The sequence below is a fragment of the Stappia sp. P2PMeth1 genome, assembly GCF_900185735.1.
Taxonomy (GTDB): domain Bacteria; phylum Pseudomonadota; class Alphaproteobacteria; order Rhizobiales; family Stappiaceae; genus Stappia.
The window spans coordinates 448941-473417 of record NZ_FYAW01000022.1 but is presented as its reverse complement, the minus strand read 5'-3'; the positions used below and the strand labels follow the sequence as shown (position 1 = coordinate 473417).

General features: G+C 69.7%; 29 protein-coding genes. 15 read left to right on the top strand and 14 right to left on the bottom strand.

Annotated features, from left to right (window positions below; translation table 11 throughout):
* Positions 1–84: 84 nt before the first annotated feature.
* The gene (gene argH, locus P2PM1_RS17770; protein ID WP_186399955.1) at positions 85–1482 is read right to left on the bottom strand and encodes an argininosuccinate lyase; all 1398 of its coding nucleotides are present in this window, start codon (positions 1480–1482) and stop codon (positions 85–87) included.
* A 106-nt stretch (positions 1483–1588) separates the two neighbouring features.
* Between argH and P2PM1_RS17765 the strand changes: the two genes are divergently transcribed.
* Positions 1589–2206 (top strand): TlpA disulfide reductase family protein, encoded by a 618-nt coding sequence (locus P2PM1_RS17765; protein ID WP_244301565.1) that lies wholly within the window; start codon positions 1589–1591, stop codon positions 2204–2206.
* Positions 2207–2292: 86 nt separating this feature from the next.
* Here the strand turns inward: P2PM1_RS17765 and P2PM1_RS17760 are convergent, their stop codons facing one another.
* The 9 genes from P2PM1_RS17760 to P2PM1_RS17720 all read right to left on the bottom strand — a co-directional run bounded on the left by P2PM1_RS17760 (position 2293) and on the right by P2PM1_RS17720 (position 9407).
* A complete protein-coding gene (locus P2PM1_RS17760) occupies positions 2293–2493 on the bottom strand; it encodes a hypothetical protein (RefSeq protein ID WP_186387560.1) in 201 nt (66 codons plus the stop codon).
* 91 nt (positions 2494–2584) lie between these two features.
* A complete protein-coding gene (locus P2PM1_RS17755) occupies positions 2585–3466 on the bottom strand; it encodes a 3-hydroxybutyryl-CoA dehydrogenase (protein ID WP_186387561.1) in 882 nt (293 codons plus the stop codon).
* Between the two features lie 215 nt (positions 3467–3681).
* Entirely contained in the window at positions 3682–4623 is a 942-nt protein-coding gene (locus tag P2PM1_RS17750; RefSeq protein ID WP_186394312.1) for an electron transfer flavoprotein subunit alpha/FixB family protein, read from the bottom strand.
* 25 nt (positions 4624–4648) lie between these two features.
* Positions 4649–5398: an electron transfer flavoprotein subunit beta/FixA family protein gene (locus P2PM1_RS17745; RefSeq protein WP_186387563.1), complete on the bottom strand. Its 750-nt coding sequence runs from the start codon at positions 5396–5398 to the stop codon at positions 4649–4651.
* Between the two features lie 218 nt (positions 5399–5616).
* Positions 5617–6315, bottom strand: a complete 699-nt coding sequence (locus P2PM1_RS17740) for a rhomboid family intramembrane serine protease (RefSeq protein WP_186399953.1) — start codon at positions 6313–6315, stop codon at positions 5617–5619.
* A gap of 85 nt (positions 6316–6400) precedes the next feature.
* A complete protein-coding gene (locus tag P2PM1_RS17735; RefSeq protein WP_186387565.1) occupies positions 6401–6976 on the bottom strand; it encodes a cob(I)yrinic acid a,c-diamide adenosyltransferase in 576 nt (191 codons plus the stop codon).
* 38 nt (positions 6977–7014) lie between these two features.
* The gene (locus P2PM1_RS17730) at positions 7015–7212 is read right to left on the bottom strand and encodes a twin transmembrane helix small protein (protein WP_186399952.1); all 198 of its coding nucleotides are present in this window, start codon (positions 7210–7212) and stop codon (positions 7015–7017) included.
* A gap of 42 nt (positions 7213–7254) precedes the next feature.
* The gene (locus tag P2PM1_RS17725; RefSeq protein WP_186394315.1) at positions 7255–8133 is read right to left on the bottom strand and encodes an SDR family NAD(P)-dependent oxidoreductase; all 879 of its coding nucleotides are present in this window, start codon (positions 8131–8133) and stop codon (positions 7255–7257) included.
* 44 nt (positions 8134–8177) lie between these two features.
* Complete coding sequence (locus tag P2PM1_RS17720; protein ID WP_186399951.1) at positions 8178–9407, bottom strand: ubiquinone biosynthesis hydroxylase; 1230 nt, start codon at positions 9405–9407, stop codon at positions 8178–8180.
* 128 nt (positions 9408–9535) lie between these two features.
* On the opposite strand from P2PM1_RS17720, the gene tesB reads away from it, so the two are divergent.
* Complete coding sequence (gene tesB, locus P2PM1_RS17715; protein ID WP_186399950.1) at positions 9536–10411, top strand: acyl-CoA thioesterase II; 876 nt, start codon at positions 9536–9538, stop codon at positions 10409–10411.
* On the opposite strand, the gene P2PM1_RS17710 is transcribed toward tesB, so the two are convergent.
* Together P2PM1_RS17710 and P2PM1_RS17705 are read right to left on the bottom strand one after the other, a co-directional pair.
* Entirely contained in the window at positions 10412–11638 is a 1227-nt protein-coding gene (locus P2PM1_RS17710; protein ID WP_208985319.1) for a GTP-binding protein, read from the bottom strand.
* Positions 11639–11684: 46 nt separating this feature from the next.
* On the bottom strand, positions 11685–13103 hold the full coding sequence (locus P2PM1_RS17705) for a D-alanyl-D-alanine carboxypeptidase family protein (RefSeq protein WP_186399949.1): 1419 nt from the start codon (positions 13101–13103) through the stop codon (positions 11685–11687).
* A 441-nt stretch (positions 13104–13544) separates the two neighbouring features.
* On the opposite strand from P2PM1_RS17705, the gene P2PM1_RS17700 reads away from it, so the two are divergent.
* Genes P2PM1_RS17700 through ureG form a run of 10 tightly spaced genes read left to right on the top strand, consistent with a single transcriptional unit; the run spans position 13545 to position 20169 of the window.
* A complete protein-coding gene (locus P2PM1_RS17700) occupies positions 13545–14393 on the top strand; it encodes an urease accessory protein UreD (RefSeq protein ID WP_186387571.1) in 849 nt (282 codons plus the stop codon).
* Between the two features lie 39 nt (positions 14394–14432).
* Entirely contained in the window at positions 14433–14735 is a 303-nt protein-coding gene (locus tag P2PM1_RS17695) for an urease subunit gamma (RefSeq protein ID WP_186387572.1), read from the top strand.
* A gap of 15 nt (positions 14736–14750) precedes the next feature.
* Positions 14751–15056 (top strand): urease subunit beta, encoded by a 306-nt coding sequence (locus P2PM1_RS17690; RefSeq protein WP_186387573.1) that lies wholly within the window; start codon positions 14751–14753, stop codon positions 15054–15056.
* A 38-nt stretch (positions 15057–15094) separates the two neighbouring features.
* Positions 15095–15505, top strand: a complete 411-nt coding sequence (locus tag P2PM1_RS17685; RefSeq protein WP_186400073.1) for a lysozyme inhibitor LprI family protein — start codon at positions 15095–15097, stop codon at positions 15503–15505.
* A gap of 3 nt (positions 15506–15508) precedes the next feature.
* Entirely contained in the window at positions 15509–15826 is a 318-nt protein-coding gene (locus P2PM1_RS17680; protein ID WP_186387574.1) for an antibiotic biosynthesis monooxygenase, read from the top strand.
* Between the two features lie 9 nt (positions 15827–15835).
* On the top strand, positions 15836–17548 hold the full coding sequence (gene ureC, locus P2PM1_RS17675; RefSeq protein WP_186399948.1) for an urease subunit alpha: 1713 nt from the start codon (positions 15836–15838) through the stop codon (positions 17546–17548).
* A gap of 42 nt (positions 17549–17590) precedes the next feature.
* Positions 17591–18199: a glutathione S-transferase family protein gene (locus P2PM1_RS17670; protein WP_186399947.1), complete on the top strand. Its 609-nt coding sequence runs from the start codon at positions 17591–17593 to the stop codon at positions 18197–18199.
* On the top strand, positions 18196–18777 hold the full coding sequence (locus tag P2PM1_RS17665; protein WP_186399946.1) for an urease accessory protein UreE: 582 nt from the start codon (positions 18196–18198) through the stop codon (positions 18775–18777). Before P2PM1_RS17670 ends, P2PM1_RS17665 begins: the two co-directional genes overlap by 4 nt.
* Positions 18767–19516: an urease accessory protein UreF gene (locus P2PM1_RS17660; protein WP_186399945.1), complete on the top strand. Its 750-nt coding sequence runs from the start codon at positions 18767–18769 to the stop codon at positions 19514–19516. The genes P2PM1_RS17665 and P2PM1_RS17660 overlap by 11 nt, the downstream gene beginning before the upstream one ends.
* A gap of 23 nt (positions 19517–19539) precedes the next feature.
* Positions 19540–20169, top strand: coding sequence for an urease accessory protein UreG (gene ureG / locus P2PM1_RS17655; protein ID WP_186399944.1), 630 nt, complete (start codon positions 19540–19542; stop codon positions 20167–20169).
* Positions 20170–20178: 9 nt separating this feature from the next.
* Here ureG and P2PM1_RS17650 read toward each other — a convergent pair whose 3' ends face one another.
* Positions 20179–20739, bottom strand: a complete 561-nt coding sequence (locus P2PM1_RS17650; RefSeq protein ID WP_186399943.1) for a gamma-glutamylcyclotransferase — start codon at positions 20737–20739, stop codon at positions 20179–20181.
* Positions 20740–20886: 147 nt separating this feature from the next.
* On the opposite strand from P2PM1_RS17650, the gene P2PM1_RS17645 reads away from it, so the two are divergent.
* The gene (locus tag P2PM1_RS17645) at positions 20887–21930 is read left to right on the top strand and encodes a DUF2125 domain-containing protein (RefSeq protein WP_186399942.1); all 1044 of its coding nucleotides are present in this window, start codon (positions 20887–20889) and stop codon (positions 21928–21930) included.
* A gap of 17 nt (positions 21931–21947) precedes the next feature.
* Here P2PM1_RS17645 and P2PM1_RS17640 read toward each other — a convergent pair whose 3' ends face one another.
* A complete protein-coding gene (locus P2PM1_RS17640) occupies positions 21948–22409 on the bottom strand; it encodes a GNAT family N-acetyltransferase (RefSeq protein ID WP_186387582.1) in 462 nt (153 codons plus the stop codon).
* Between the two features lie 188 nt (positions 22410–22597).
* On the opposite strand from P2PM1_RS17640, the gene P2PM1_RS17635 reads away from it, so the two are divergent.
* Both P2PM1_RS17635 and P2PM1_RS17630 read left to right on the top strand, forming a co-directional pair.
* Positions 22598–23527: a DMT family transporter gene (locus P2PM1_RS17635; protein ID WP_186399941.1), complete on the top strand. Its 930-nt coding sequence runs from the start codon at positions 22598–22600 to the stop codon at positions 23525–23527.
* A 42-nt stretch (positions 23528–23569) separates the two neighbouring features.
* Positions 23570–24463 carry a CoA ester lyase gene (locus P2PM1_RS17630; RefSeq protein WP_186399940.1) on the top strand — a complete coding sequence of 298 codons (894 nt, stop codon included), beginning with the start codon at positions 23570–23572 and terminating at the stop codon, positions 24461–24463.
* The last annotated feature ends 14 nt before the right edge of the window (positions 24464–24477 follow it).

Genomic DNA, 24477 nt, shown 5'->3' with positions numbered 1-24477 from the left:
CCCCTGCCGTTTCCTCGCATGCGGCGGCGTTTGCCGCAAGTCCCCAGGGTCGGGACCTTGGGCCCGCCTTGCTGCCGCAGGTCTCTAACGCCGCGCCGCCTCGCGCTCCAGCGCCTTCAGCCAGCGCTTGGCCTGCTTGCGGACATTGGCCGGCGCCGTGCCGCCATAGCTGGTGCGCGAGCGCACCGACTTGTCGACCGACAGAACGGTGAAGATGTCCTCGGTGATGCGCGGCTCGATCGCCTGCAGGTCTTCCAGCGGCAGCCGGTGCAGCGGCACCCCGCGCTCCACGGCAAGGCCGACGGCGCGCCCGGTGACGTGATGCGCCTCGCGGAACGGCATGCCGATCACCCGCACCAGCCAGTCGGCCAGATCCGTCGCGGTCGAGTAGCCCGAGCCGGCGGCGGCCTTCATCGTCCTGGTGTTGGCGGTCAGGTCGCGGACCATGCCGGTCATCGCGGCCAGCGCCAGCGACAGGCTCGGCAGCCCGTCGAAGGCCTGTTCCTTGTCTTCCTGCATATCCTTGGAATAGGCCAGCGGCAGGCCCTTCATCATCACCAGCAGCGCCGTCAGCGAGCCGTAGATGCGGCCCGTCTTGGCACGCACCAGCTCGGCCGCGTCCGGGTTCTTCTTCTGCGGCATGATCGAGGAGCCGGTCGAGAAGCGGTCGGACAGGGTGACGAAGCCGAACTGCGCCGAGCACCAGATGACGATTTCCTCGGCGAGACGCGACAGGTGCATGGCGCAGATCGAGGCCGCGCCCAGCGCCTCGATGATGAAGTCGCGGTCGGACACCGCGTCCAGCGAATTGGCCGTCGGCCGGTCGAAGCCGAGCGCCGCCGCCGTCATCTCCCGGTCGATCGGGAAGGACGTGCCGGCCAGCGCGGCGGAGCCGAGCGGGCATTCGTTCATCCGCTTGCGGGCATCGCGCATGCGCGAGCGGTCGCGGGCGAACATCTCAACATAGGCCATCAGGTGGTGGCCGAAAGTCACCGGCTGGGCCGACTGCAGATGGGTGAAGCCCGGCATGACGTCGCCGGCATGGGCGAGCGCCCGCTCGCTGAGCGCCTGCAGCAGCTCGGTGAGCTGCTCGTCGAGCGTGTCCAGCGTGTCGCGCACCCAGATGCGGAAATCGGTGGCGACCTGGTCGTTGCGCGAGCGCGCCGTGTGCAGGCGGCCGGCGGCCGGGCCGATCAGTTCGGCCAGGCGCGCCTCGATGTTCATGTGGATGTCCTCGAGCGCCCGCGAGAAGGTGAAATCGCCCGCCTCGATCTCTGACCGGATCGTGTCTAGACCGTGAGCGATCTTCTCGGCATCCTCGGCGGCGACAATTTCGCGCGCTGCAAGCATGCGGACATGAGCCTTCGAACCCTCTATATCCTGCCGGTAGAGCTTGCGATCGTAGTCGATGGAGGCGTTGATCTCCTCCATGATGGCGTCCGGCCCATCCGAGAACCGGCCTCCCCACATGCGATTGCTCATGAACGTGCCTTTCTGGCGCCCCTAAGGAACGGGTAATGGATCGATGACCAACGGAACCAGGCCTCCCCGGTGCACGCTCCTTCTCGGAGGTGCCGCCGTGGCCCTGATGGCGGGACTGGCGGGGATATACGTGATCGGCGGGGCCGATGGCAACCGGCAGCAGGCCGGCGCCTGCAGCGCCGCGGCTAGCCTTGCCGCTGAGATCGCGCCGCTCGCCCGCGGCGAAGTGGCGGCCTTCCTGCCGGCGAAGAACCCGAACGCGCTCTCCGACCTTGCCTTCCGCAACGATGCGGGCGAGCCGATCACCCTCGCCGACTTCCGCGACAGGGTGGTCCTGGTCAATCTCTGGGCCACCTGGTGCGCGCCCTGCCGCAAGGAGATGCCGGCGCTCGACGAATTGCAGGCGGAGCTCGGCAGCGACGATTTCGAGGTGGTCGCCGTCAGCGTCGATCAGACCGGCGAGGAAAAGCCGCGCGCCTTCCTGCAGGAGATCGGCGTCGGCAACCTCGCCTTCTATGCCGATCCCAGCATGAAGATCTTCCAGGATGTTCGGGCGCGCGGCCGCGCGCCGGGCCTGCCGACGACGCTGCTGGTCGATGGCGAGGGCTGCGAGATCGGCGCGCTGATGGGACCGGCCGAATGGGCCTCGGACGATGCCAAGGCCCTGGTGCGCGCGGCCATCGACGCCCAGCGCAAGGCAGATCCCGAAGGGACCGGCAGCTAAGACGCCCGGCTCGACGGAACCGAACGACACAAGCGCCGGGCGGATGCGTCCGGCGCTTGATGGTTTCCGGCAGGTCGTGGAAAAGATCAGGCGGAGATGTCGAGCCTGCCGCCGACGCCCGCCGGCGTCGGAGCCTTGGCCACGGCGGCGGCGTAGTCGGCATTCTGCTCCAGCATGGCCGCGAGCGCGGCCGTGGCATCGGCATTCTGCTTCATGAAGGTCGCGGCAAGCTGCGTCTGGGTCTGCGCCTGCGACATGCCGACCATGGCGGCGGCAACACTGGACATGAAAGCCTCCCGGTTCGAGCCTTCCCACCCCTCGCATGACCAGCGTTAACGACGGGTTAATCCGGGCAACCTGCGCGGGTACCCGCCCGCCTCAGCGGGTGGGAACCGGCACGTCGCCGCGATAGTCGTAGAAGCCGCGCTGGGTCTTGCGGCCGAGCCAGCCGGCCTCGACATATTTCACCAGCAGCGGGCACGGGCGGTACTTGGTGTCGGCGAGGCCCTCGTAGAGCACCTGCATGATCGACAGGCAGGTGTCGAGGCCGATGAAGTCGGCGAGCTGCAGCGGGCCCATCGGATGGTTGGCGCCGAGCTTCATCGCCGTGTCGATCGCCTCGACCGAGCCGACGCCCTCATAGAGCGTGTAGATCGCCTCGTTGATCATCGGCAGCAGGATGCGGTTGACCATGAAGGCGGGGAAATCCTCGGCAACCGCGATGGTCTTGCCGAGCTTGCGGGTGAACACCCGCGCCGCCTCGAAGGTCTCGTCCTCCGTGGCGATGCCGCGCACCAGTTCCACCAGCTCCATCAGCGGCACCGGATTCATGAAATGAATGCCGATGAAGCGCTCCGGCCGGTCGGTGGTCGCCGCCAGCCGGGTGATCGAGATCGACGAGGTGTTGGTGGCGAGGATCGCCTCCGGCTTCAGCAGCGGACAAAGCTGGCTGAAGATCTTGCGCTTGATCTGTTCGTTCTCGACGGCCGATTCGATGACGAGGTCGACATCGCCGAGTTCGTCCATGCTCTCGGCCGGCACGATCCGCGACAGGGCCGCCGTGCGCTCGTCCTCGGTCAGTTGCCCCTTGGACACCTGGCGGGCCATGTTGCCGTTGATCGAGGCCAGTCCCGACTGGATCCGATCCCGGGAAATGTCGTTGAGCTGCACCTCGAAGCCGGCGACGGCGCAGACATGCGCAATGCCGCTGCCCATCTGGCCCGAGCCGATCACGCCGACTTTCTTGATCTCGACCACCATCGTCCGTCCCGATTTCGTTTCGGTGCCACCGCGCGGCGCACCCTTGGGGAAAGTGAGGGCTATTCATGGCAACTTCGCGAGCCCGCCGCAAGGACCCGGCAGCGCTTTTTCGCAAGGCGGCAGCGCCATGGCGCCAACCGTCCCCGGCAACGCGGAAGGGCCCGCCGAGGGCGGGCCCTTCGCAATCGTCTCGCCCGCGCCGCGGCGCGGTGCCGTCAGCCCTTGGCGGCCTCGACGGCAGCCTTGAACTGCGGCAGCACCTCGAACAGGTCCGCGACGAGGCCGTAATCGGCGACCTGGAAGATCGGCGCTTCCTCGTCCTTGTTGATCGCCACGATCACCTTGCTGTCCTTCATGCCGGCAAGGTGCTGGATGGCGCCCGAGATGCCGCAGGCGATATAGAGGTCCGGCGCGACGACCTTGCCGGTCTGGCCGACCTGCCAGTCGTTCGGCGCGTAGCCCGCATCGACCGCCGCGCGCGAGGCGCCGACAGCCGCGCCCAGCGCGTCGGCGACCGGCAGCATCACCTCCTCGAACTTCTCCTTGGAGCCGAGCGCGCGGCCGCCGGAGATGATCACCTTGGCCGAGGTCAGCTCCGGACGGTCGGACTTCGACAGTTCCTGGCCGACGAAGGTCGACAGATCCGACTGGGTCGCCGAAATCTCCTCGATCGCGGCGGATCCGGTCTCCTCGGCGGCGGCGAAGCTCGCCGTGCGCACGGTCACCACCTTCTTGGGATCGTTCGATTTGACGGTCTGGATGGCGTTGCCGGCATAGATCGGCCGCTCGAAGGTCGACCCGTCGATGACGGCGGTGACGTCGGAAAGCTGCATCACGTCGAGCAGCGCGGCGACGCGCGGCAGGATGTTCTTGCCGTTGGCGGTGGCCGGCGCGACGATCGCGTCATAGCCGCCGGCCAGCGACACGATCAGCTCCGACATCGGCTCGGCGAGCTGCTGGGCAAGCCCGTCGCCGTCGGCGAGCAGCACCTTGGCGGCACCCGCGATCTTGGCGGCCTGCTCGGCGGCCGCGCGCGCGCCCTTGCCGGCGACCAGCACATGCACGTCGCCGCCCATCGCGGCGGCGGCGGTCATCGCCTTGTGGGTGGAATCGTTCAGTGCGGTGTTGCTGTGTTCGGCAACAAGAAGGATGGTCATCGTCAGTGTCTCCCTGTCCGTCCGATCACAGCACGCCGGCTTCGGTCTTGAGCTTGGCGACAAGCTCGGCGACATCGGCCACCTTCACGCCGGCCTGGCGTGCCGGCGGCTCGACGGTCTTCAGCACTTCCAGGCGCGGCGTGACGTCGACGCCGCAGTCCTCCGGAGACTTCTCGTCGATCGGCTTCTTCTTCGCCTTCATGATGTTCGGCAGCGAGGCGTAGCGCGGCTCGTTGAGGCGCAGGTCCGTCGTGACGATGGCCGGCAGCTTCAGCTTGACGGTCTGCAGGCCGCCGTCGACCTCGCGGGTCACGTCGACCGTGCCCTCGCCGAGGTCCACCTTCGAGGCGAAGGTGCCCTGGCTCCAGCCGAGCAGCGCGGCGAGCATCTGTCCGGTCTGGTTGCAGTCGTCGTCGATCGCCTGCTTGCCGAGGATGACGAGGCCGGGCTGCTCGTCCTCGACCACCTTCTTCAGGATCTTGGCGACGGCGAGCGGTTCGGTGGTGGCGTCGGTCTTGACCAGGATGCCGCGGTCGGCACCCATGGCGAGGCCCGTGCGCAGCGTCTCCTGCGCCTGCTGCGGGCCGACCGAGACCACGATGATCTCCGTGGCCTTGCCGGCCTCGCGCAGACGGATCGCCTCTTCGACGGCGATCTCGTCGAACGGGTTCATCGACATCTTGACGTTGGCCAGATCGACCCCCGAGCCGTCGGCCTTCACGCGCACCTTGACGTTGTAGTCGATCACCCGCTTCACGGGCACAAGGATTTTCATTGGTTTTTCAACCTCCCGCTGACGCGACCGCAAGTTACCGCCGCCGGTCGCCTTTCGTATCCGCAACGCCTCAGGACAGCCGGAAACCGCGGCTTTTTCGCAGGTTCCGTGTCGTCGGGCCGGGACCGTACTGACGCGCTTGGTGGCTGTCAACGCCACGTAAGGGAACCCTGCCGTCGCAGGAGCGACGCCCGCTTCCCCACGCCGCCCGAAGCCCCCTACACCCCCCTGTCGAACAGCGGCACGCCGCGCCGGCGCATCGGCACCACCAGCAGCGCCCCGGCGGCGGCACCGGCCACATGCGCCCACCAGGCGACAGTGTCGCCATCCTCGGCCGGACCCAGCACCATCACCACCTGGAAGGCGATCCACGCCCCCAGCACCCAGGCGGCCGGCAGACGCAGCGGCAGCCGGCCGAAGGCCAGCACCCAGACCCGCACCTTGGGATGCAGCACCAGATAGGCGCCGATGATGCCGGCCACCGCGCCGGAGGCGCCGATCAGCGGCACGATCGACCCCGGCTCGATCAGGGCGTGGCCGAGCCCGGCCGCGGCCGCGCACAGCAGATAGAACACCAGGAAGCGAACGTGCCCCATCGCGTCCTCGACATTGTCGCCGAAGACCCACAGGAACAGCATGTTGCCGCCCAGATGCATCCAGCTCCCATGCAGGAAGGCATAGGTCACCAGCGCCGCCGGTTCGGGAAACACCACGAGATCGGGGGCAAGGTCGCGCAGGTCGAACAGCACCGCCGGGATCAGCCCGTAAGAGAGGCTCGAGGCCTGCATCGCCGGCTCCGACAGCCCGCCCTGCTGCACCAGCACGAAGATCGCCACATTGGCGAGGATCAGCCCCCATGTGACAAATTGTCGCCGCACATGCACGAGCGGCTTGTGATCGTAGAGCGGAATGAACATCGGCCGGCCGTCCTGTTGCGTCGTCGCAGCTTTCCGGCCTGCGCGCCCCGGCGTCAAGTGCGTCGTCAAGGCGGCGGTCTTGGCCCTAGCGGTTCTGGCCCGGCACCCACAGCACGTCGGCGGCGCCCTTGTCGTTGACCCAGCGTGCGGCGACGAAGAAGAAATCGGAGAGCCGGTTCATGTAGACCAGCGCCGGCCGGCCGACGGTCTCGCGCGCCGCCAGTTCGGTCATCAGCCGTTCGGCCCGGCGCGACACCGTGCGGGCGAGATGGAGCTGCGCCGCCGCCGCCGTACCGCCCGGCAGCACGAAGGAGCGCAGCGGCGACAGGTCGGCGTTGAACCGGTCGATCGCCGCCTCGATGGCCGAGACCTGCGCCTCGGTGACGCGCAGCGGCGGATAGGCCGGCGGCGTGTCGCTTTCCGGTGTGGCAAGATCGGCGCCGAGGTCGAACAGGTCGTTCTGGATCCGCGCCAGCACCGCGTCGAGCTCGGGATGGCCGCGCGCCGTCTCCAGCCGCGCCAGGCCGACCACCGCATTGGTCTCGTCGACCGTGCCATAGGCTTCGACCCTCAGGTCGTGCTTCGGCCGCCGCTCGCCGGAGGCAAGCGCCGTGGTGCCGGCATCTCCCGTCTTGGTGTAGATCTTGTTCAGCACCACCATGGCATGTCCTTCCGCGAAATTCGTTTCCCGGCCGCGCCTTACGGCCGCACGCCGGTGAGATAGAGCACCACCATCACCAGGACCACGGCAAGGAACTGCAGCCCGACGCGCCAGCGCATCAGCAGTTGCGAGCGCGAGGACGAGCCGCCGCGCATCATGTTCCACAAGCCCAGCAGCAGCACGACCGCCACCGCCCCGACGGCGAAGGGTATGGTCATGCGCAGGAAGTCGGCCATCGGAAGTCCTTTCTCAACAGGGGCGCGGCAGGCGCCGGCGTCCTATTCCTCGGATCGCGCCGCCCGCGACAGCACCCAGTCGAAGCCCCGGGTCGGCAGCAGGCGTTTCAGGCCGGCCATCACGGTGGTCGGCACGGTCACCCGGTAGCGCGGGCGCGGCCGCGGCGCCTCCACCGCATGGACCAGGCGCTTGACCACCGCCCGCGCCGGCAGCTTGAACAGCGACGGCTCCCCGGCCCGCATACGGGCAAGGCGCCGCTCGTAGATCTCCCGGTGGGGCGAGCCGGCCGCCCCCTCTTCGCCGATCACCCTTTCGAAATTCGCCATCGCGTTCTGGGTGAAGCGGGTGGCGATCGGTCCCGGCTCGATCAGCGAGACATGGATGCCGGCGCCGGCGAGCTCCAGCCGCAGCGTGTCGCTATAGCCTTCCAGCGCGAATTTCGAGGCGTTGTAGGCCCCGCGATAGGGCATGCCCATGAAGCCGAGGATCGAAGAGCATTGCACGATGCGCCCGTGCCCCTGCCGGCGCATATGCGGCAGCACCGCCCGCGTCAGCGTGTGCCAGCCGAGGAAATTCGCCTCGAACAGCCCGCGCAGCGCCTCCGAGGGGATGTCCTCCAGCGCGCCGGGAATGGCATAGGCGCCGTTGTTGAACAGCGCGTCGAGCCGGCCGGAGGTGCGCTCGAACAGCTCCGCCGCACCCTCGATGAGGCTCGCCTCGTCCTGATAGTCGAGGCGGAAGCTCTCGAAGCCTTCCGCCCGCAGCCGGTCCACGTCCTCCGCCCGCCGCGCGGTGGCGAAGACGCGCCAGTCGCGGCCGCGCAGCGTATGGGCAGCGGCGGCGCCGATCCCGGAGGAGCAGCCGGTGATGAGAATGATGCGCTGCGGCCGGACATATGCGGCTGTCAGTGACCCGGCCATGTCTCAGGTCTTCTCCCGTCCCGTCCCAGCCCGTTCCGATGCGGTCAGATCGCTTCGCCGACCAGCAGCCTCGGCGCCGGCCCCTCCAGCCCCGCCGCCTGTCGGATGAAGAAGCGCTTCAGCCCCGGCATGCGGTCGACAAGGCCGAGGCCGACATCGCGGGCCGCGCGCACCACATCCATATCGTTGGAAAACAGTCGGTTCAAGACGTCGGTCACCACCCCCATGCGGAACGTGTCGAAGCGCCGCCAGCGCTGGTAGCGCTCCAGCACGTCAAGCGCGCCGATATCCTCGCCGAGCCGCCGCGCCTCGACCAGCACCTCGGCGAGCGCCGCCACGTCCTTGAAGCCGAGATTGAGCCCCTGGCCGGCGATCGGATGGATGCCGTGGGCGGCATCGCCCGCCAGCGCCAGCCTGGGCCGCACGAAGTCGCGCGCCAGGGTCAGCCCGAGCGGGAAGGCGTGGCGCGGCCCGGCCAGTTCCAGCTTGCCGAGGTGATGGCCGAAGCGGCGCTCCAGCTCCAGCTCGAAGGTGAAGTCGTCGCCCGTCACCAGCCGCTCGGCCTCGACGCGCCGCTCCGTCCACACCAGCGACGAGCGGTTGCCGGTCAGCGGCAGGATGGCGAAGGGGCCGGAGGGCAGGAAATGCTCCTCGGCGCGGCCGCCATGCGGCCGCTCATGGGCAACGGTGGTGACGATGCCCGACTGGTCGTACTCCCAGCGCACCGTGCCGATGCCGGCAAGCTCGCGCAGCTTCGAGCGCACGCCGTCGGCGGCGACCAGCAGTTTCGCCGTGCGGACCGCGCCCGAGGCAAGGCGAATCTCCACCTCCGACGGTCCGGTCGCGAAGCCGGCGACCGTGTCCGGTGCGATCAGTTCGACGCCGAGCGCCTCGGCCCGCTCGGCGAGCACGGCGACCATGCGCCCGTTCGGCACCATATGGGCGAAGGGCTCGCCCGGCTCCACCTCGCCGTCGAAGGTCAGGAACACCGGCCGCACCGCATCGCGCAGCCGCGAATCGGTGACGATCATCTCCATCATCGGCTGGGCATGCGGCACGATCTGCTCCCACACGCCGAGCCGGTCCAGCATGCGGCTCGCCGCCGCCGCGACGGCCGAGGCGCGCGGATCCTGCTCCAGCGCGTCGCGCGGGCGCATGTCGACCACGGCGACGCGAAGGCCCGGATCGGCCTGCTTCAGCGCCACCGCCAGCGACAGGCCGACATAACCGCCGCCGCCGACCAGCACGTCGAGCCCGTCCGCCTGGATGCCCATCCTGTCGCTCCCGTGTTTGCACGCTCGTTACTACGCCCCGGGACGGCTGCCCCTGGGTCAGTCTTGACAATGCCGTCCGGCGCCCCGAAGGCTCACGCACCCTTTCCGTCCCTGCGAACAGGTGCCGCATGCGCTCAGCCGTCGACGACCTCCTCTCGATACTCGATCTCGAGCCGCTGGAACACAACCTCTTCCGCGGCATGAGCCCGCAGGTCGGCTGGCAGCGGGTTTTCGGCGGCCAGGTGATCGGTCAGGCGCTGGTCGCCGCCTCCCGCACCGTGCCGCAGGACCGCGCCGTCCATTCGCTGCACGGCTATTTCCTGCGCCCCGGCGATCCGGCCGTGCCGATCGTCTACGAGGTCGACCGCATCCGCGACGGCGGCAGCTTCACCACCCGCCGCGTCGTCGCCATCCAGCACGGCGAGCCGATCTTCTCCATGGCCGCCTCCTTCCAGACCTTCGAAGAAGGCCTCGACCACCAGGTCGCCATGCCCGACGTGCCGATGCCGGAGGACCTGCCCGGCGAGGCGGAGCTGAAGGAACAGTTCCTCGCCCATGCGCCGGAGCCGGTGCGCCGCTACTGGGAGCGCGACCGGCCGATCGAACTGCGCCCCGTCGACATGACCCACTATTTCAGCCGCCGCAAGCTGACCCCGTCGCAGAATGTCTGGGTCCGGGCCAGCGCCGCCCTGCCCGACGATCCGCGCGTCCATTCCTGCGTGCTTGCCTATGCCTCGGACATGACGCTGCTCGACACCTCGCTCTTCGCCCATGGCACCAGCGTGTTCGACCCGCGGCTCCAGGTAGCAAGTCTCGACCACGCCATGTGGTTCCATCGCCCGTTCCGCGCCGACGAGTGGCTGCTCTATGCCGAGGACAGCCCGTCGGCCTCCGGCGGGCGCGGCTTCACCCGCGGCTCGCTCTATTCGCGCGACGGCCGGCTGGTCGCCTCCGTCGCGCAGGAAGGGCTCATCCGCGTGCGCGCCGACCGGTCGCCGGCCTGATCAGCGGAAGCTGCCGCTGAAGCCGCGGATCGCCAGCGGATTGTCGGACAGCGCCGCCGCGTCCGGCGTGTCGGTCGAAGGCGTTCCGGTGAAGGCGTCGAACAGCTTGCGCACGAAGGTCTCCGGCAGGTCGCGGGTGATGAACACCAGCCGGCTGCGATGGTCGGCGTCCGGCCAGGCCGGCAGCGTCGCCGGCGGATGGAACACGTGCTGCACCCCGTGCAGCACCACCGGCCGGTCCGGATCCTCGGCGAGCTGCACCACCCCCTTCATCCGCAGCAGCTTCGGCCCATGCGCCGAGCGCAACAGGTCGAGGAACATCTCCAGCGCCGCCGCCGGGATCGGCCGGTCGGTCGACAGGGAGAAGGCGCGGATCGAATCGCCGTGGCGGTTCACGTCGTGCCCGTGATCGTGATGCCCGTGATCGTGGTGATCATGATGGTGGTGATCATGATGGTGATGGCCGTGGGAATGACCATGACCGTGCCCATGGGAATGGCCGTCGCGATAGGCTTCCTCGTTCAGCCAGCGCGCCACATCCGCCGTCTTGGTCGCCGGATCGTAGAGCCCGGTGCCGATCAGCCGGGCCGCCGTCGCCTCGCCGCTGGCCGCCAGGATCACCGGGGCGGCCGGGTTGAACCGGGCAATGCGCCGGCGCAGCGGGCTCGCCGGATCGAGCGCCGCCGCGCCCTCCGCAAGATCGGTCTTGGTCAGCACGATGCGGTCGGCCACCGCCACCTGCTTCACCGCCTCCTCCTGCGCGTCGAGCGTCGCCAGCCCGTTGACCGCGTCGACCAGGGTCACCACCCCGTCGAGCTGGTAGCGCATCACCAGATAGGGATGCTGCATCACCGTGTGCAGCACGGGAGCCGGATCGGCGAGCCCCGTCGTCTCGATCACCACCCGCGACAGCCGCTCGCTGCGGCCGTTGTCGAGCCGGCGCAGCAGATCCTCCAGCGTCGTCACCAGATCGCCGCGAATGGTGCAGCAAAGGCACCCGGAGGACAGCTCGACGATGCCCTCCTCGCCTCCTTCCACGAACAGGTGGTCGAGGCCGACCTCGCCGAACTCGTTGATGATCACCGCCGCGTCGGCCAGCGCCGGATCCTTCAGCAGGGTGTTGAGCAGCGTCGTCTTTCCCGCGCCGAGAAAGCCGGTGATGACGGTCAGCGGAATGGGCGGCTTCGGCCCACGCGGGCGCTTGCCGGTCTGGTCGGTCTCGGTCACGTCACGGTCCTTTCGCGGACGCCGGCCGCTCGGCCGACGCACCGGTCTATGGGCGAGGATTTGGGGACGGGCGCGGCAGGATCAAGAGCGGCTCGCCGCGGAAGATCGCGCCCGGCTTGGCTTCGCCCTGCGGCGCCGGCGCAGCGGCGGCGGCCGTCGGCAGCAGGGCGGGCGTCGCCGCGACCGCGCCCGTCGCCGGCTTTTCCCGCGGCATCGGCACGGTTGTCAGCGCGGCGACCTTCGCCTCGGCCGGCGCCGCGCCGCCCTTGGGCACGCCGAGGCCGACCTGCAGCGCCTGGTCGGCGCGGGCGCGCGGGCCGATGATCTGGTCCATCACCTTGCCCCAGTCGGTCTTGCCGTCGTCCCCGGCCGGCGCGTCGTCATCCGCCGAGACCACCTGTTGCGGCGCCTGGGCGACGATCGACTGGCGCACGCCGTCGGACGCCGGGCCGGCCTGCGCATAGGACAGCGTCCTGGAGCCGCGCAGACCGCCGGTGCCGTAGGCGGCGAGCAGTTCCTCGGCGGTCGGCCTGGGGTTGCGCTTGCAATAGCCGTCCGCCGGCGGCCCGCCGGCAATGCCGGTCATGCTGTCGAGGGAGCGCCCCGGCCGCTGGCTGAACGCGGCATCGACCAGCACGCGGGCCTTGGCGGCCCGTTCCACGCCGGACGAGGCGCCCAGGATCACCACCAGCACGGTGCGTCCGCCACGGCTCGCCGTCGCCACCACGTTCAGTCCGGAATTGCAGATATAGCCGGTCTTCATGCCGTTGGCGCCGCGCACGCGGGCGAGATATTCCCGGTTCGCCGAGCGCAGCGTCTGCTTGCCGACCCGGATCGCCGGCAGGCTGAAATAGCCCTGATATTGCGGGAATTCCCGCCACACCGCCCGTCCCAGCACGGCCAGGTCGCGGGCCGAGGACACCTGCCGGTTGTCCGGCAGCCCGTGCGGATTGGTGAAGGTCGTCGCGCTCATGCCGAGGCGCCGCGCCTCCGCGTTCATCATGTCGATGAAGGCGGGCTCGGAGCCGGCGATCGATTCGCCGATCGCCACGGCGATGTCGTTCGCCGACTTGACGATCAGCATCTTCAGCGCGCTGTCGAGCGTCAGTTGCGTGCCGGGCTTGAAGCCCATCTTGCTGGGCGGCTGGGCATGGGCATTGGTGCTGATCGCCACGGCGCTTTCCAGCGTCGCGCGCCCCTCGCGCACCGCCTTGAAGGCGAGATAGGCGGTCATCAGCTTGGTCACCGAAGCCGGATACCACTGGCGCAGCGCGTCCTTGTGGTCGAGCACCGCCCCCGTCTCCGCATCGATGACGATCCAGGCGCCGATGTCGGCGCGGGCGGTCCCGCCGGTCTGCAGCAGGGCGCCGACCGCGAGCGCTGCCGCGATCGCGAGGCCGCGCAAATGCCTGCCCAGGTGCTTGCGCAAGGGGCGTCCGGTAAAGTCCAGCACGTCAGCCAGCACGTCAGAATGCCTCCGCAGGTCCGGCCGCCACAGCTCCAGCCGCCGCATCGAATTGTCCGCGCCGGGACGGGCCACCCGTGGGAGGCCCCGTCCATGCCCGAATGTCCATGCCGGATATATGTAACCGATCCTGCGGGCGGAATGCAAAACCTGCAAGTTTTCCGCCCCTGTCCGCCACCCGCCCTTATGCGCGGCAACCGCCCCTGCCCGCACAAGCGGCATTTGCCGAAGATTGAGGCAGTCGCTCCCGTCCGCCGCGCCGGGAAGCCGCCGCCGGCCCGCCCGGCCGCGGCTGGTCGCGACTGGCCCCGCTCTTGCTTGGCACCGTCCGACGCCCCTGCGACAGGGGCGCGACGACCGGCCGCGACCCTCTCGCGGCTCTCGAACGTCCGGCGTAAGCTCCGGATTCTCATGACTATTCGAGCGAGGCCAATCAGCCGAATGACCGTCGAACCCGCAGCCCCGGCGATCCCGTCCCCCGCGATGCAGCGCGCGCACGGGCACGCCCATGTCACCTTCGCGCGGCAGGGCGACGCGACGCGGCTGAAGGAGCTCGGCCAGAGCGGCTCCGCCAAGATCCGCCTGCCGAAGACCCACGGCTCCCCGCCGGTCGCCGTCTTCCTCAACACCGCCGGCGGCCTGACCGGCGGCGACCGCATCGAGTTCGACGCCACCGCCGGCCCCGGCGCCCATGCGGTGCTGACCACCCAGGCGGCCGAGCGGGTCTATCGCAGCATCGACGGCCCGGCCGAGGTGGCGAGCGCCCTGCGCGCGGAGGAGGACGCGGTGCTGGAATGGCTGCCGCAGGAGACCATCCTGTTCGACCGCGCCTCCTTGCAGCGCTCGCTCACCGTCGATCTTGCCCCCGGCGCCCGGCTGCTGGCGGTGGAGAGCCTGGTGCTCGGGCGCGAGGCGATGGGCGAGGACGTGCACGCCCTCGGCTTCCGCGACCGCTGGCGCATCCGCCGCGACGGCCGGCTGATCTTCGCCGACGAGGCCCGCATCCAGGGCGATGCCACCGACATCCTCTCCGGCTCGGCGACGGCGGCCGGCAGCCGCGCCTTCGCCACGCTGGTCGATTGCCGCGAGGGCGTCTCCGGCCTGCTGGAGCGGGCGCGCGAGGCGATGGGCCCGCTGCTCGGCGAGCGGCTGCGCGGCGGCGTCAGCGCCCTTCCCGACCTTCTCGTCTTCCGCTTTCTCGCCGACAGCGGCCAGGACCTGCGCGCCGGCCTCGTCTCCTTCCTGGAGACCTGGCGCGGCACGCGCCTGCCGCGCACATGGTATTGCTGAGGACAGGCACGCACCGCAGATGCAGATGAGGACCAGGCCATGAAACTCACCCCGCGGGAAAAGGACAAGCTGCTGATCGCCATGGCAGCCGAGGTCGCCCGCAAGCGGCTCGCCCGCGGCGTCCTGCTGAATTATCCCGAGGCCGTGGCCTTGATCAGCGACTTCGTCGTCGAGGGCGCCCGCGACGGGCGCAGCGTCGCCGAGCTGATGAGCGCCGGCGGCGAGGTTCTGACCCGCGACCAGGTGATGCCCGGCATCGCCGAGATGATCCACGACGTGCAGGTGGAGGCGACCTTTCCCGACGGCACCAAGCTCGTCACCGTCCACCAGCCGATTCGCTGACAGAAGGAGCGCCGGATGATCCCGGGTGAACTGATGCCCGCCGAGGGCGACATCGAGCTCAATGCCGGCCGCCGCGTGCTGGAGATCGAGGTCGCCAACACCGGCGACCGTCCGGTGCAGGTCGGCTCCCACTATCATTTCGCCGAGACCAACCCGGCGCTCGCCTTCGACCGGGCGGCGGCGCGCGGCCACCGGCTGGACATTCCCGCCGGCACGGCGATCCGCTTCGAGCCGGGCCAGACGCGCAAGATCAGCCTCGTTCCCTATGTCGGGGATCGCGCGGTCTACGGTTTCAATGGCAAGGTGATGGGCACGCTCTGACCAACCGAAGGACACCCGACGTGACCCGCCCAGCATTCCTGACCGCCTCCGCCGTCCTGCTCGCCCTGTGGCTGCCGGCCGCTCCCGCCAGTGCCCAGCAGGATCCCGACATCGATTGCGAGAACGCCACTGTTCAGATGGAGCTCACTTACTGCGCCGAGAAGGACTGGGAAGCCGCCGACAAAGAGCTCAACACCGCCTACGCGGCGGCGATGAAGGCGATGCGCGCGATGGACGCCGATCTCTCCGCCGACCTCAAGGGCGCCGCCGAGGCGCTGAAGGAGGCCCAGCGCGCCTGGGTCCCCTATCGCGACAAGGCCTGCGCCGCCGCCGGCTTCCTCGCCCGCGGCGGCTCGATGGAGCCGATGCTCGTCTATTCCTGCCTTGCCGAACTGACCGAGCAGCGCACCCAGGAACTGGAACAACTGACCGAGGGTCTGGGGAACTGAGCGATGGGCGTCACCGTGATCAACAAGTTCGTGGTTCCCGAGGAGGCGGTCGAGGCGTTTCTCGACGAGTTCTCGGAGCACCGGGCGTTCCTGGCGGCCCAGCCGGGATTCCTGTCCGGCGCCCTCTACCGCAAGGCCGGCGGCCCCGGCCGGTTCAATCTCGTCAACCTCGCCCGCTGGGAGAGCGCCGGCCATCTCGCCGCCGCACGCGAGGCGCTTGGAAAGCTCTACGAAGCCCGCGGTTCCGACCCCGGCGCGCTCTATCGCCGCCTCGGCGTCGAGGCCGACATCGCCAGCTACTCGGAAATCGTCACCTATTGAGGTAAGGCCATGCCCTTCAAGATCAGCCGCGCCGCCTATGCGGACATGTTCGGACCGACCACCGGCGACCGGCTCCGCCTTGCCGACACCGACCTTGTCATCGAGATCGAGAAGGACTTCACCATCTATGGCGAGGAGGTGAAGTTCGGCGGCGGCAAGGTGATCCGCGACGGCATGGGCCAGTCCCAGCGCACCAGGGCGCAAGGCGCGGTCGACACGGTCATTACCAATGCGGTGATCATCGACCATACCGGCATCTACAAGGCCGATATCGGCCTGACCGGCGGGCGCATCTCCGGCATCGGCAAGGCCGGCAACCCGGACATCCAGCCCGGCGTCGACATCGTCATCGGCCCGGGCACCGAGGCCATCGCCGGCGAGGGCAAGATCGTCACCGCCGGCGCCCTCGACATGCATATCCACTTCATCTGCCCGCAGCAGATCGACGAGGCGCTGATGTCCGGCGTCACCACCATGCTGGGCGGCGGCACCGGCCCGGCAACCGGCACCAACGCCACCACCTGCACTCCCGGTCCCTGGCACATGGAGCGCATGCTGCAGGCGGCCGAGGCCTTCCCGATGAACCTCGCCTTCGCCGGCAAGGGCAATGCCGCGCTGCCGGCGGCGCTGGAGGAGCAGATCCTCGCCGGCGCCTGCGCGCTGAAGCTGCACGAGGACTGGGGCACCACGCCCGCGGCCATCGACTGCTGCCTGGCGGTCGCCGATGCCTATGACATCCAGGTGATGATCCACACCGACACGCTCAACGAGAGCGGCTTCGTGGAAAACACCACCGCCGCCTTCAAGGGCCGCACCATCCACGCCTTCCACACGGAAGGCGCCGGCGGCGGCCATGCGCCGGACATCATCAAGCTGTGCGGCGAGGCGAATGTCATCCCCTCCTCGACCAATCCGACGCGGCCCTACACGGTCAACACCATCGACGAGCATCTCGACATGCTGATGGTGTGTCACCACCTCGACAGCTCGATCCCCGAGGACGTCGCCTTCGCCGAAAGCCGCATCCGCAAGGAGACCATCGCGGCGGAGGACATCCTGCACGACATGGGAGCCTTCTCGATCATCGCCTCCGACAGCCAGGCGATGGGCCGGGTCGGCGAGGTGATCATCCGCACCTTCCAGACCGCCCACAAGATGAAGATCCAGCGCGGCCGCCTTGCCGGCGAGAGCGGCGACAACGACAACCTGCGCGTCCGCCGCTACATCGCCAAGGTGACGATCAACCCGGCCATCGCCCATGGCATTTCGCAGCATGTCGGCTCGGTCGAGGTCGGCAAGCTCGCCGACCTGGTGCTGTGGGATCCCGCCTTCTTCGGCGTCAAGCCGGAGCTGGTGCTCAAGCTCGGCACCATCGCCGCCGCGCCGATGGGCGATCCCAACGCCTCGATCCCGACGCCGCAGCCCGTCCACTACCGGCCGATGTTCGGCGCCTATGGCCGCTCGATGACCGCCTCCAGCGTCACCTTCGTGTCGCAGGCCGCCTTCGACGACGGCATTGGCGAGCGGCTCGGCCTCAACCGGCTGGTGCTGCCGGTCTCCAACACCCGTTCGGGCATTTCCAAGGCCTCGATGGTGCTGAACGATGCCACCCCGGTGATCGAGGTCGACCCGGAGACCTACGAGGTGCGCGCCGACGGCGAGCTGCTGACCTGCGAGCCCGCGAAGGTCCTGCCGATGGCCCAGCGCTATTTCCTGTTCTAGGTTCGAGGACGGAGGAACCGTCACCGACCGGAGGAGTCTTGCATGTACACGCTGATCGGCTATCCGCGCACCCGCGCCATGCGGGTCCTGTGGATGCTGGAGGAACTGGGCGAACCCTACGACTACATCCCGGCAGCCCCGCACGCCGCTGAGGTCACCGCGCTCAACCCGACCGGCAAGGTGCCGGTGCTGAAGGACGGCGACACCGTGCTCACCGATTCGGTCGCCATCTGCCAGTATCTCGCCGACAAGCACGGCAGGCTGACCTGTCCCGCCGGCACGTTGGAGCGGGCGCGCCAGGACGGGATCACCCAGTTCACCGTCGACGTGCTGGAGGGCGCCCTGTGGACGGCCGCCAAGAACAGCTTCATCCATCCGGAGGAGCTGCGGGTGCCGGAGGTCAAGCGCGTCTGCGCCGCCGAGTTCGCCGACGGCCTGCGCCATCTCGAGCACCTTCTGGGCTCCGGTCCCTTCGTCATGGGGGAGCGCTTCACCGTGCCCGACATCCTGATCGTCCATTGCGCCAACTGGGCGAGGCTGGCGAAGTTCGACCTGCCGGCGGCCGGTCCCCTCGCCGATTATCTCGACCGGGCCGGTTCGCGGCCGGCCCTGGCCGCCGCCATGAAACGAGGAGCCGAGGCCATCGCATGATCCGGGTACAGGAGATCCTCGCCGCCGGCCGCTGGGAAGGCGCGCCGGCCGACAGCATCGTGCTCGACCGGGAGGACCGGCACCGCCGCCGCGCGGTGCTGGACTGTGCCGGCGGCACCCGCGTGCTGCTCGACCTGCCGCGCCCGGTGCAACTGCATCACGGCGACGGACTGCGGCTGGAGGACGGCCGCATCGTCGCCGTTCTCGCGGCCGGCGAGGAGCTTGTCGAGATCGAGGCGGCGACCGCCGACGACCTGCTGCGCATCGCCTGGCACCTCGGCAACCGCCATCTGCCGACCCAGCTCCTGCCCGGCGCCCTGCGCATCCGCCGCGACCACGTGATCGAGGACATGGTGGCCCGGCTCGGCGGCACGATCACGCCGCTCGTCGCGCCCTTCGATCCGGAAGGCGGCGCCTATGGCCATGGCACCGTCGAGGGGCACGACCACGCGCAGTCCCACGACCATTCGCACTCCCATGGCCACGCGCACTCCCATAGCCACGTGCATTCCCGTAGCCATTCCCACTCCCACACGCACGCGCACTCCCATGACGGCCCCGCTGCGGATGGCTCCTGAGACGAGCCCCGGGTCCGGCGCCGGCCTCTCCGGCGCGGGGCTGCACACCCTGCTCGCCTGGACCTCGCCGTCCTTCCCGGTCGGCGCCTATACCTATAGCCACGGTCTGGAATGGGCGGTCGAGGATAGCACCTTGCGCGATGCCGCGACGCTGCGCGCCTGGGTGACCGGCGTGCTGCGCCATGGCGCCGGCTGGAGCGACACGCTGCTGCTCGTCCACGGACTGCGCGCGGCCGCCCTCGGCGAGGAGGCGGCGTTCCGCGAGCTGCTCGACCTGTCGCTCGCCCTGCAGCCGAGTTCGGAGCGCCGGCTGGAGGCGAGCGCGCAGGGAGATGCCTTCATCGCCGCCATCATCGGCGCCTGGCCGCCGCCCGGAGACACGGCGGCAACGCGCCTCTTCGCCCGCCTCACACAAGGCAAGGCCGCGCTTGCGCGCGGGGAGTGGACCTATGCGCTGGCATTTTCCGCCGCCGCCGCGGCCTGGGGTCTGCCGGCCGGGCCTGTCGCCACCGCCTTCCTGCATGCCTTTGCCGCCAACCTCGTCTCGGCAGCGGTGCGCGCGGTGCCGCTCGGCCAGACCGATGGCCAGCGGGTCGTCAACGGCCTGGGGGAAGAGGTCGTCGCCCTTGCCGCCGCCGCGCTTCAAGCCCCGCTCGAGGAGATCGGCGGCTGCGCCTTTGCCGCCGACATCGCCTCCATGAAGCACGAGACCCAGTACACCCGGCTGTTCCGCTCTTGAGCGGCTTTTCGAAGGAGATCCCCATGCCCTCCCCCAACGGCCCCCTGCGCATCGGCATCGGCGGCCCCGTCGGCTCCGGCAAGACGGCGCTGATGGACGCCCTGTGCAAGCGGCTGCGCGACACCTATGACATCGCCGCCATCACCAACGACATCTACACCCGCGAGGATGCCGAGTTCCTGACCCGCTCCGGCGCGCTGGCGGCCGAGCGCATTCGCGGCGTGGAGACCGGCGGCTGCCCGCACACCGCGATCCGCGAGGATGCCTCGATCAACCTTGCCGCCGTCGCAGAGCTGGAGGCCGCCTTTCCCGCCCTCGACCTGATCCTGATCGAGTCTGGCGGCGACAATCTCGCCGCCACCTTCTCGCCGGAGCTTGCCGACCTGACGATCTATGTCATCGACGTCTCCGCCGGCGACAAGATCCCGCGCAAGGGCGGGCCCGGCATCACCCGTTCCGACCTTCTCGTCATCAACAAGACGGACCTCGCCCCGCTGGTCGGTGCTTCGCTGGAGGTGATGGACCGGGACTCCCGCCTGATGCGCAAGGAGCGGCCTTTCGTCTTCACCAATGTCAAGGACGGCAAGGGCGTCGAGGCGGTGCTCGACTTCATCGTCACGCGCGGCGGGCTGGCGCCTTCGGCGGTCGCGTAAGGCAGCCGCTCAGCCGGCGGAGAGCTGTGGGGCCATCGACTGGCGCAGATGCTTGCCGAGCGCCTCCAGCCCGTGGTCGCGGATGCCAATCTGCGACAGGTGGTCGACGGTGTTGAGCACATAGTCGGGATTGGCGCCGGACTGGCCGACGGCGCCGCTGACCAGTTCGAGCTGCCGCTCCAGCGACAGCACGCCGGCATATTGCGGGTGGGTCCGGTCGACCACATAGGTCAGCGCGCTGACCTGCCGGTCGGCGCGGCCCTCCAGCCGCACCCGCCGATGCGCCTCCCGGTAGACCATGGTCGCCTGTTCGCGCTCGCGCAGGTAGGCAACCACCTCGTCCCGCCGGCGGGCGGCAACACGAAAGGCCATGCCGCGGCAGGCGCCGCCCCGGTCGAGGCCGAGCACCAGGCCGGGCCGCGTCTCGGTGCCGCGATGGACCCAGGAATAGATGCAGAGCGAGCGATGGGCGCCATGCAGCACGCCCTGCACCGCCTCCTCGAACTCGAAGCCCGGCCGCCACATCAGCGAGCCGTATCCGAACACCCACAGATCCTGCCTGTCTTGCATGCGACCCTTCCCGTCCCGTCCGGGTCCCACGACCTAGCAACAGCGCTCGCCGCTGGCAACCGTGGCGAACGGCCTTGAATCCGCCGCGCCGGCATGCTTACAGGCATCACCACGCCCGCCCGGGCGCCACATCACGGGACAGATCACATGACCGACAGCACGGACCGCCCCCCGTCCGAAACCGGCACGCCCGCTCGCAAGCCGACCTCGCGGCGCGGCTACATCCTGCTGGCGACGCTCGTCGCCCTGGTCATCGCCCTGTGGAGCGGCTACTGGTCGATCGCCCGCGGCGTGGTCGCCGATCTCTTCACCAATGTCCGCATGGCGGCGCGCGCGGAAGGCGGCGAGATCGCCTGCACCGGGCAGAACCTCGGCGGCTATCCCTTCCACCTCGAACTGTCCTGCCAGCCGCTGTCGGTCGCCGGGGCGCACGGCGAGCGGGCGCAGGTCGAGGGCTTCCGCGCCGTCGCCCTTGCCTACAATCCCTGGCATGTGATCCTGGAGGCCGACAGTCCCGTCGCGGTCGAGGGCAACGGCCTTGCCACCGGCCTCAAGGCCGGCTGGACCACCGCCCGCGCCAGCCTGCGCCTCGGCACCTCCGCGCTCGACCGCAGCGACGTGGAGATCGTCGCGCCCGTGCTCAGCCTCGCCGACGACCGTGTGGCGGGGTCGGCCGCACTGGCGAACCTGCACCTGCGCCGCTCGCCGGACACGGCCGAGGATGCGGAGGCCGCCCTGCGGCTCGACGCGCTTGCCCTGCCGGGAACGGCGGCGCCGGTCGATGTCCTGGCCAATGTGCGGCTCGCCGGCGGCGCGGCGCTGCTGGCGCCCCGCGGCGCCGACCCGCTCGCGCTGCTGAAAAGCGAGGGCGCGCTGACGGTTCGCGACCTGCGCCTTGCCTCGGGCGGGGTCACCCTGTCGGCGACCGGCAGCCTGTGGCTGGACGCGGCGGGACGGCTCAACGGCACCCTGCCGCTCACCGTTGCCGGCGCCGCCGGCCTGCCGCCGCTGCTCGCCCCGTTCTTTCCCGAAGGATCGAAGGTGCCGGCCTCGCTTGCCGGGGCGCTGGCCGCCCTCGGCCAGCCGGCAACCCTCGACGGCGGCCCGGCGGTCACCGTGCCGCTCGCCTTTGCCGGCGGCACCGCCCGCGTCGGCTTCATCCCGCTCGGCACCCTGCCGCCGCTGCGCTGAGGCGCGGCGGCCGGCGCTCAGTCGTTGCCGCCGCGATCGATCGCCAGGATATAGCCCTTCCAGTCCGCCGGCTCGGCGATCTGATCGTAGAGCGTGACGGCCGGCACGTTCTTGCCCGGCACGATCCAGCGCAGCTCGTACCAGCCGCGCCGCGCGCCCTCACTGACCAGCCATTCGATCATCCGCCGCGCCAGCCCCTTGTTGCGGGTGTCCGGATGCACGTAGATCTCGTCCAACTGGCCGGTGCGCAGGCCGGAAATGATCTCCGGCAGGTCGAAATAGATGGCAAAGCCCACCAGCCGCCCCTCGTATTCGACGCCGATCACTTCCGCCGTCCGGTCGCCAAGGATGCGCTCGGCGTAGAACTGGTCGGGCCGGCGCGGCGCACCGCGCTTCAGCGCCTGGGCGTATTCGGCGATCAGCGGGGCCAGCGCCGGTGCGTCATCCGGGCCGAGCTGCTTGATGGCGATGGTGCTCATGAACACTCCGAAACAGGGATTGGTTTGCCGGGCCATGCCGGACCGGGCCGTCACCTTGCCCCGAATGACGCCGCGATTTCAACTGCCAGATGGTCTGCATGGTAACAGCGCGTAGGCGCGCGATTGACGCCGGCGCGGCTGGCTGCGAATAGTCGTCGACCTGCCATCTTCCATCCGGAACCCGCCCGATGTCCGAGCCCAGCCTTGCCGCCTCCGGCCGCCTGCGCGCCACCCTGATCGGTCTCACCGCCGTCTTGATGTGGTCGACCCTCGGCCTGTTCGGCGCCGCCTCGGGTAAGGTGCCGCCCTTCCTGCTCAACGCGCTGTGCTTCGGCCTGTCCGGTCTTGCCGCGACGCTCTGGCTCGGCCTGACCGGCCGCCTTGCCCGGATGCGCCAGTCGCTCGGGGTGATGGCCTTCGGCACGCTCGGCCTGTTCGGCTTCCATTTCTTCTACTTCACCGCCATCCGCAACGCCCCGCCGGTCGATGCCAACCTCATCAACTACACCTGGCCGCTGCTGATCGTCGTGTTCTCGGCGCTGCTGCCGGGCGAAAGGCTCAAGGCCCATCACATCCTCGGCACGCTGCTGGGCCTTGCCGGCGCCGCGCTGCTGGTCACCGGCGGCAAGGGGCTGGCGCTCGATCCCGCCCATGTGCCGGGCTATCTCGCGGCCTGCGCCTCGGCGCTGTTCTGGTCGAGCTATTCGGTGCTCTCGCGCCGGCTCGGCAAGGTGCCGACGGAGGCCGTCGCCGGCTTCTGCCTCGGCACCTCGGCCCTGTCGCTCGCCGCCCATCTCGCCTTCGAGACGACCGTCTGGCCGGCCGGTCCCGGCGAATGGGGCGCCGTGCTGGCGCTCGCCGCCTTCCCGGTCGGCCTTGCCTTCTTCGTCTGGGACATCGGCGTCAAGCGCGGCGACATCCAGGTGCTCGGCGCCGGCGCCTATGCCGCGCCGGTTCTGTCGACGCTGTTGCTGATCGCCTTCGGCTTCGGCGCCTTCACCACCGTGGTGGCGCTCGCCTGCGCCCTCGTCACCCTCGGCGCGGTGGTTGCCGCAAAGGACATGATCTTCCGCTCTCCGACGAAAAGACGGCTGGCGGAGGAGGAAACCAGCGCCTAGAGGAAGACGCTCACCCGCGCCACCTTGAGGAGACGAGGCCCGATGACCGCACCCGCCACGATCCGCCCCCGCCGCAGCGTCCTCTACATGCCCGGCTCCAACGCCCGCGCGCTGGACAAGGCCCGCAGCCTCGACGTCGACGCGCTGATCCTCGACCTGGAGGACGCGGTCGCGCCTGACGCCAAGGAGACCGGCCGCGAACAGATCCGCGAAGCGTTGGCGCAGGGCGGCTACGGCCACCGCGAAGTGGTGATCCGCATCAACGGCCTGTCGACGCCCTGGGGGCCGGCCGATCTCGACATGGCGATGGCCGCCCGGCCGGATGCGATCCTGCTGCCCAAGGTCTCCTCGCCGGCCGATCTGGAGCGCGTCGCGCACAAGCTCAACGCCGCACGCGTGCCAGCAAACGTCCGGCTCTGGGCGATGATGGAAACCCCGCTCGCCATGCTGAACGCCGCCGCCATCGCCGCTTCCGCCGCAAATCCGGAAACGCGGCTTGCCTGCTTCGTCATGGGCACCAACGATTTGGCCAAGGAAACCCGCGCCGCCCTGGTGCCGGGGCGCGCGCCGATGCGGCCCTGGCTGATGACCTGTCTCGCCGCCGCCAGAGCCTATGGCATCGACATTGTCGACGGCGTCTACAACACGCTCGACGACGAGGCCGGCTTTGCCGCCGAATGCCGCGAGGGCGCCGAAATGGGCATGGACGGCAAGACGCTGATCCACCCGAAGCAGGCCGCCCCCTGCAACGCCGCCTTCAGCCCGGCGGAGGCCGACATCGCCTGGGCCCGCCGCATCATCGCCGAGTTCGAGCGGCCGGAAAACGCCGCCAAGGGCGCGATCCAGGTCGAGGGCCGCATGGTCGAGCGGCTTCACGCCGAAATGGGCGCCCGCCTCGTCGCCATCGCCGACGCCATCGCCGCGCGCAACGCCTGATCCAGCAGCAAGGA

Excerpts from the sequence above, each read along its gene's own strand:
- P2PM1_RS17630 (WP_186399940.1), top strand. The coding sequence starts at position 23,570 with ATGACCGCACCCGCCACGATCCGCCCCCGCCGCAGCGTCCTCTACATG.
- P2PM1_RS17665 (WP_186399946.1), top strand. The coding sequence starts at position 18,196 with ATGATCCGGGTACAGGAGATCCTCGCCGCCGGCCGCTGGGAAGGCGCG.
- P2PM1_RS17660 (WP_186399945.1), top strand. The coding sequence starts at position 18,767 with ATGGCTCCTGAGACGAGCCCCGGGTCCGGCGCCGGCCTCTCCGGCGCG.
- P2PM1_RS17760 (WP_186387560.1), bottom strand. The coding sequence starts at position 2,493 with ATGTCCAGTGTTGCCGCCGCCATGGTCGGCATGTCGCAGGCGCAGACC.
- P2PM1_RS17650 (WP_186399943.1), bottom strand. The coding sequence starts at position 20,739 with ATGCAAGACAGGCAGGATCTGTGGGTGTTCGGATACGGCTCGCTGATG.
- ureC (WP_186399948.1), top strand. The coding sequence starts at position 15,836 with ATGCCCTTCAAGATCAGCCGCGCCGCCTATGCGGACATGTTCGGACCG.
- P2PM1_RS17745 (WP_186387563.1), bottom strand. The coding sequence starts at position 5,398 with ATGAAAATCCTTGTGCCCGTGAAGCGGGTGATCGACTACAACGTCAAG.
- P2PM1_RS17640 (WP_186387582.1), bottom strand. The coding sequence starts at position 22,409 with ATGAGCACCATCGCCATCAAGCAGCTCGGCCCGGATGACGCACCGGCG.
- P2PM1_RS17740 (WP_186399953.1), bottom strand. The coding sequence starts at position 6,315 with ATGTTCATTCCGCTCTACGATCACAAGCCGCTCGTGCATGTGCGGCGA.
- P2PM1_RS17750 (WP_186394312.1), bottom strand. The coding sequence starts at position 4,623 with ATGACCATCCTTCTTGTTGCCGAACACAGCAACACCGCACTGAACGAT.
- P2PM1_RS17635 (WP_186399941.1), top strand. The coding sequence starts at position 22,598 with ATGTCCGAGCCCAGCCTTGCCGCCTCCGGCCGCCTGCGCGCCACCCTG.
- P2PM1_RS17720 (WP_186399951.1), bottom strand. The coding sequence starts at position 9,407 with ATGGGCATCCAGGCGGACGGGCTCGACGTGCTGGTCGGCGGCGGCGGT.
- tesB (WP_186399950.1), top strand. The coding sequence starts at position 9,536 with ATGCGCTCAGCCGTCGACGACCTCCTCTCGATACTCGATCTCGAGCCG.
- P2PM1_RS17765 (WP_244301565.1), top strand. The coding sequence starts at position 1,589 with ATGGCGGGACTGGCGGGGATATACGTGATCGGCGGGGCCGATGGCAAC.
- P2PM1_RS17645 (WP_186399942.1), top strand. The coding sequence starts at position 20,887 with ATGACCGACAGCACGGACCGCCCCCCGTCCGAAACCGGCACGCCCGCT.
- argH (WP_186399955.1), bottom strand. The coding sequence starts at position 1,482 with ATGAGCAATCGCATGTGGGGAGGCCGGTTCTCGGATGGGCCGGACGCC.
- P2PM1_RS17755 (WP_186387561.1), bottom strand. The coding sequence starts at position 3,466 with ATGGTGGTCGAGATCAAGAAAGTCGGCGTGATCGGCTCGGGCCAGATG.
- P2PM1_RS17695 (WP_186387572.1), top strand. The coding sequence starts at position 14,433 with ATGAAACTCACCCCGCGGGAAAAGGACAAGCTGCTGATCGCCATGGCA.
- P2PM1_RS17730 (WP_186399952.1), bottom strand. The coding sequence starts at position 7,212 with ATGGCCGACTTCCTGCGCATGACCATACCCTTCGCCGTCGGGGCGGTG.
- P2PM1_RS17725 (WP_186394315.1), bottom strand. The coding sequence starts at position 8,133 with ATGGCCGGGTCACTGACAGCCGCATATGTCCGGCCGCAGCGCATCATT.
- ureG (WP_186399944.1), top strand. The coding sequence starts at position 19,540 with ATGCCCTCCCCCAACGGCCCCCTGCGCATCGGCATCGGCGGCCCCGTC.
- P2PM1_RS17670 (WP_186399947.1), top strand. The coding sequence starts at position 17,591 with ATGTACACGCTGATCGGCTATCCGCGCACCCGCGCCATGCGGGTCCTG.
- P2PM1_RS17700 (WP_186387571.1), top strand. The coding sequence starts at position 13,545 with ATGACCGTCGAACCCGCAGCCCCGGCGATCCCGTCCCCCGCGATGCAG.
- P2PM1_RS17690 (WP_186387573.1), top strand. The coding sequence starts at position 14,751 with ATGATCCCGGGTGAACTGATGCCCGCCGAGGGCGACATCGAGCTCAAT.
- P2PM1_RS17680 (WP_186387574.1), top strand. The coding sequence starts at position 15,509 with ATGGGCGTCACCGTGATCAACAAGTTCGTGGTTCCCGAGGAGGCGGTC.
- P2PM1_RS17735 (WP_186387565.1), bottom strand. The coding sequence starts at position 6,976 with ATGGTGGTGCTGAACAAGATCTACACCAAGACGGGAGATGCCGGCACC.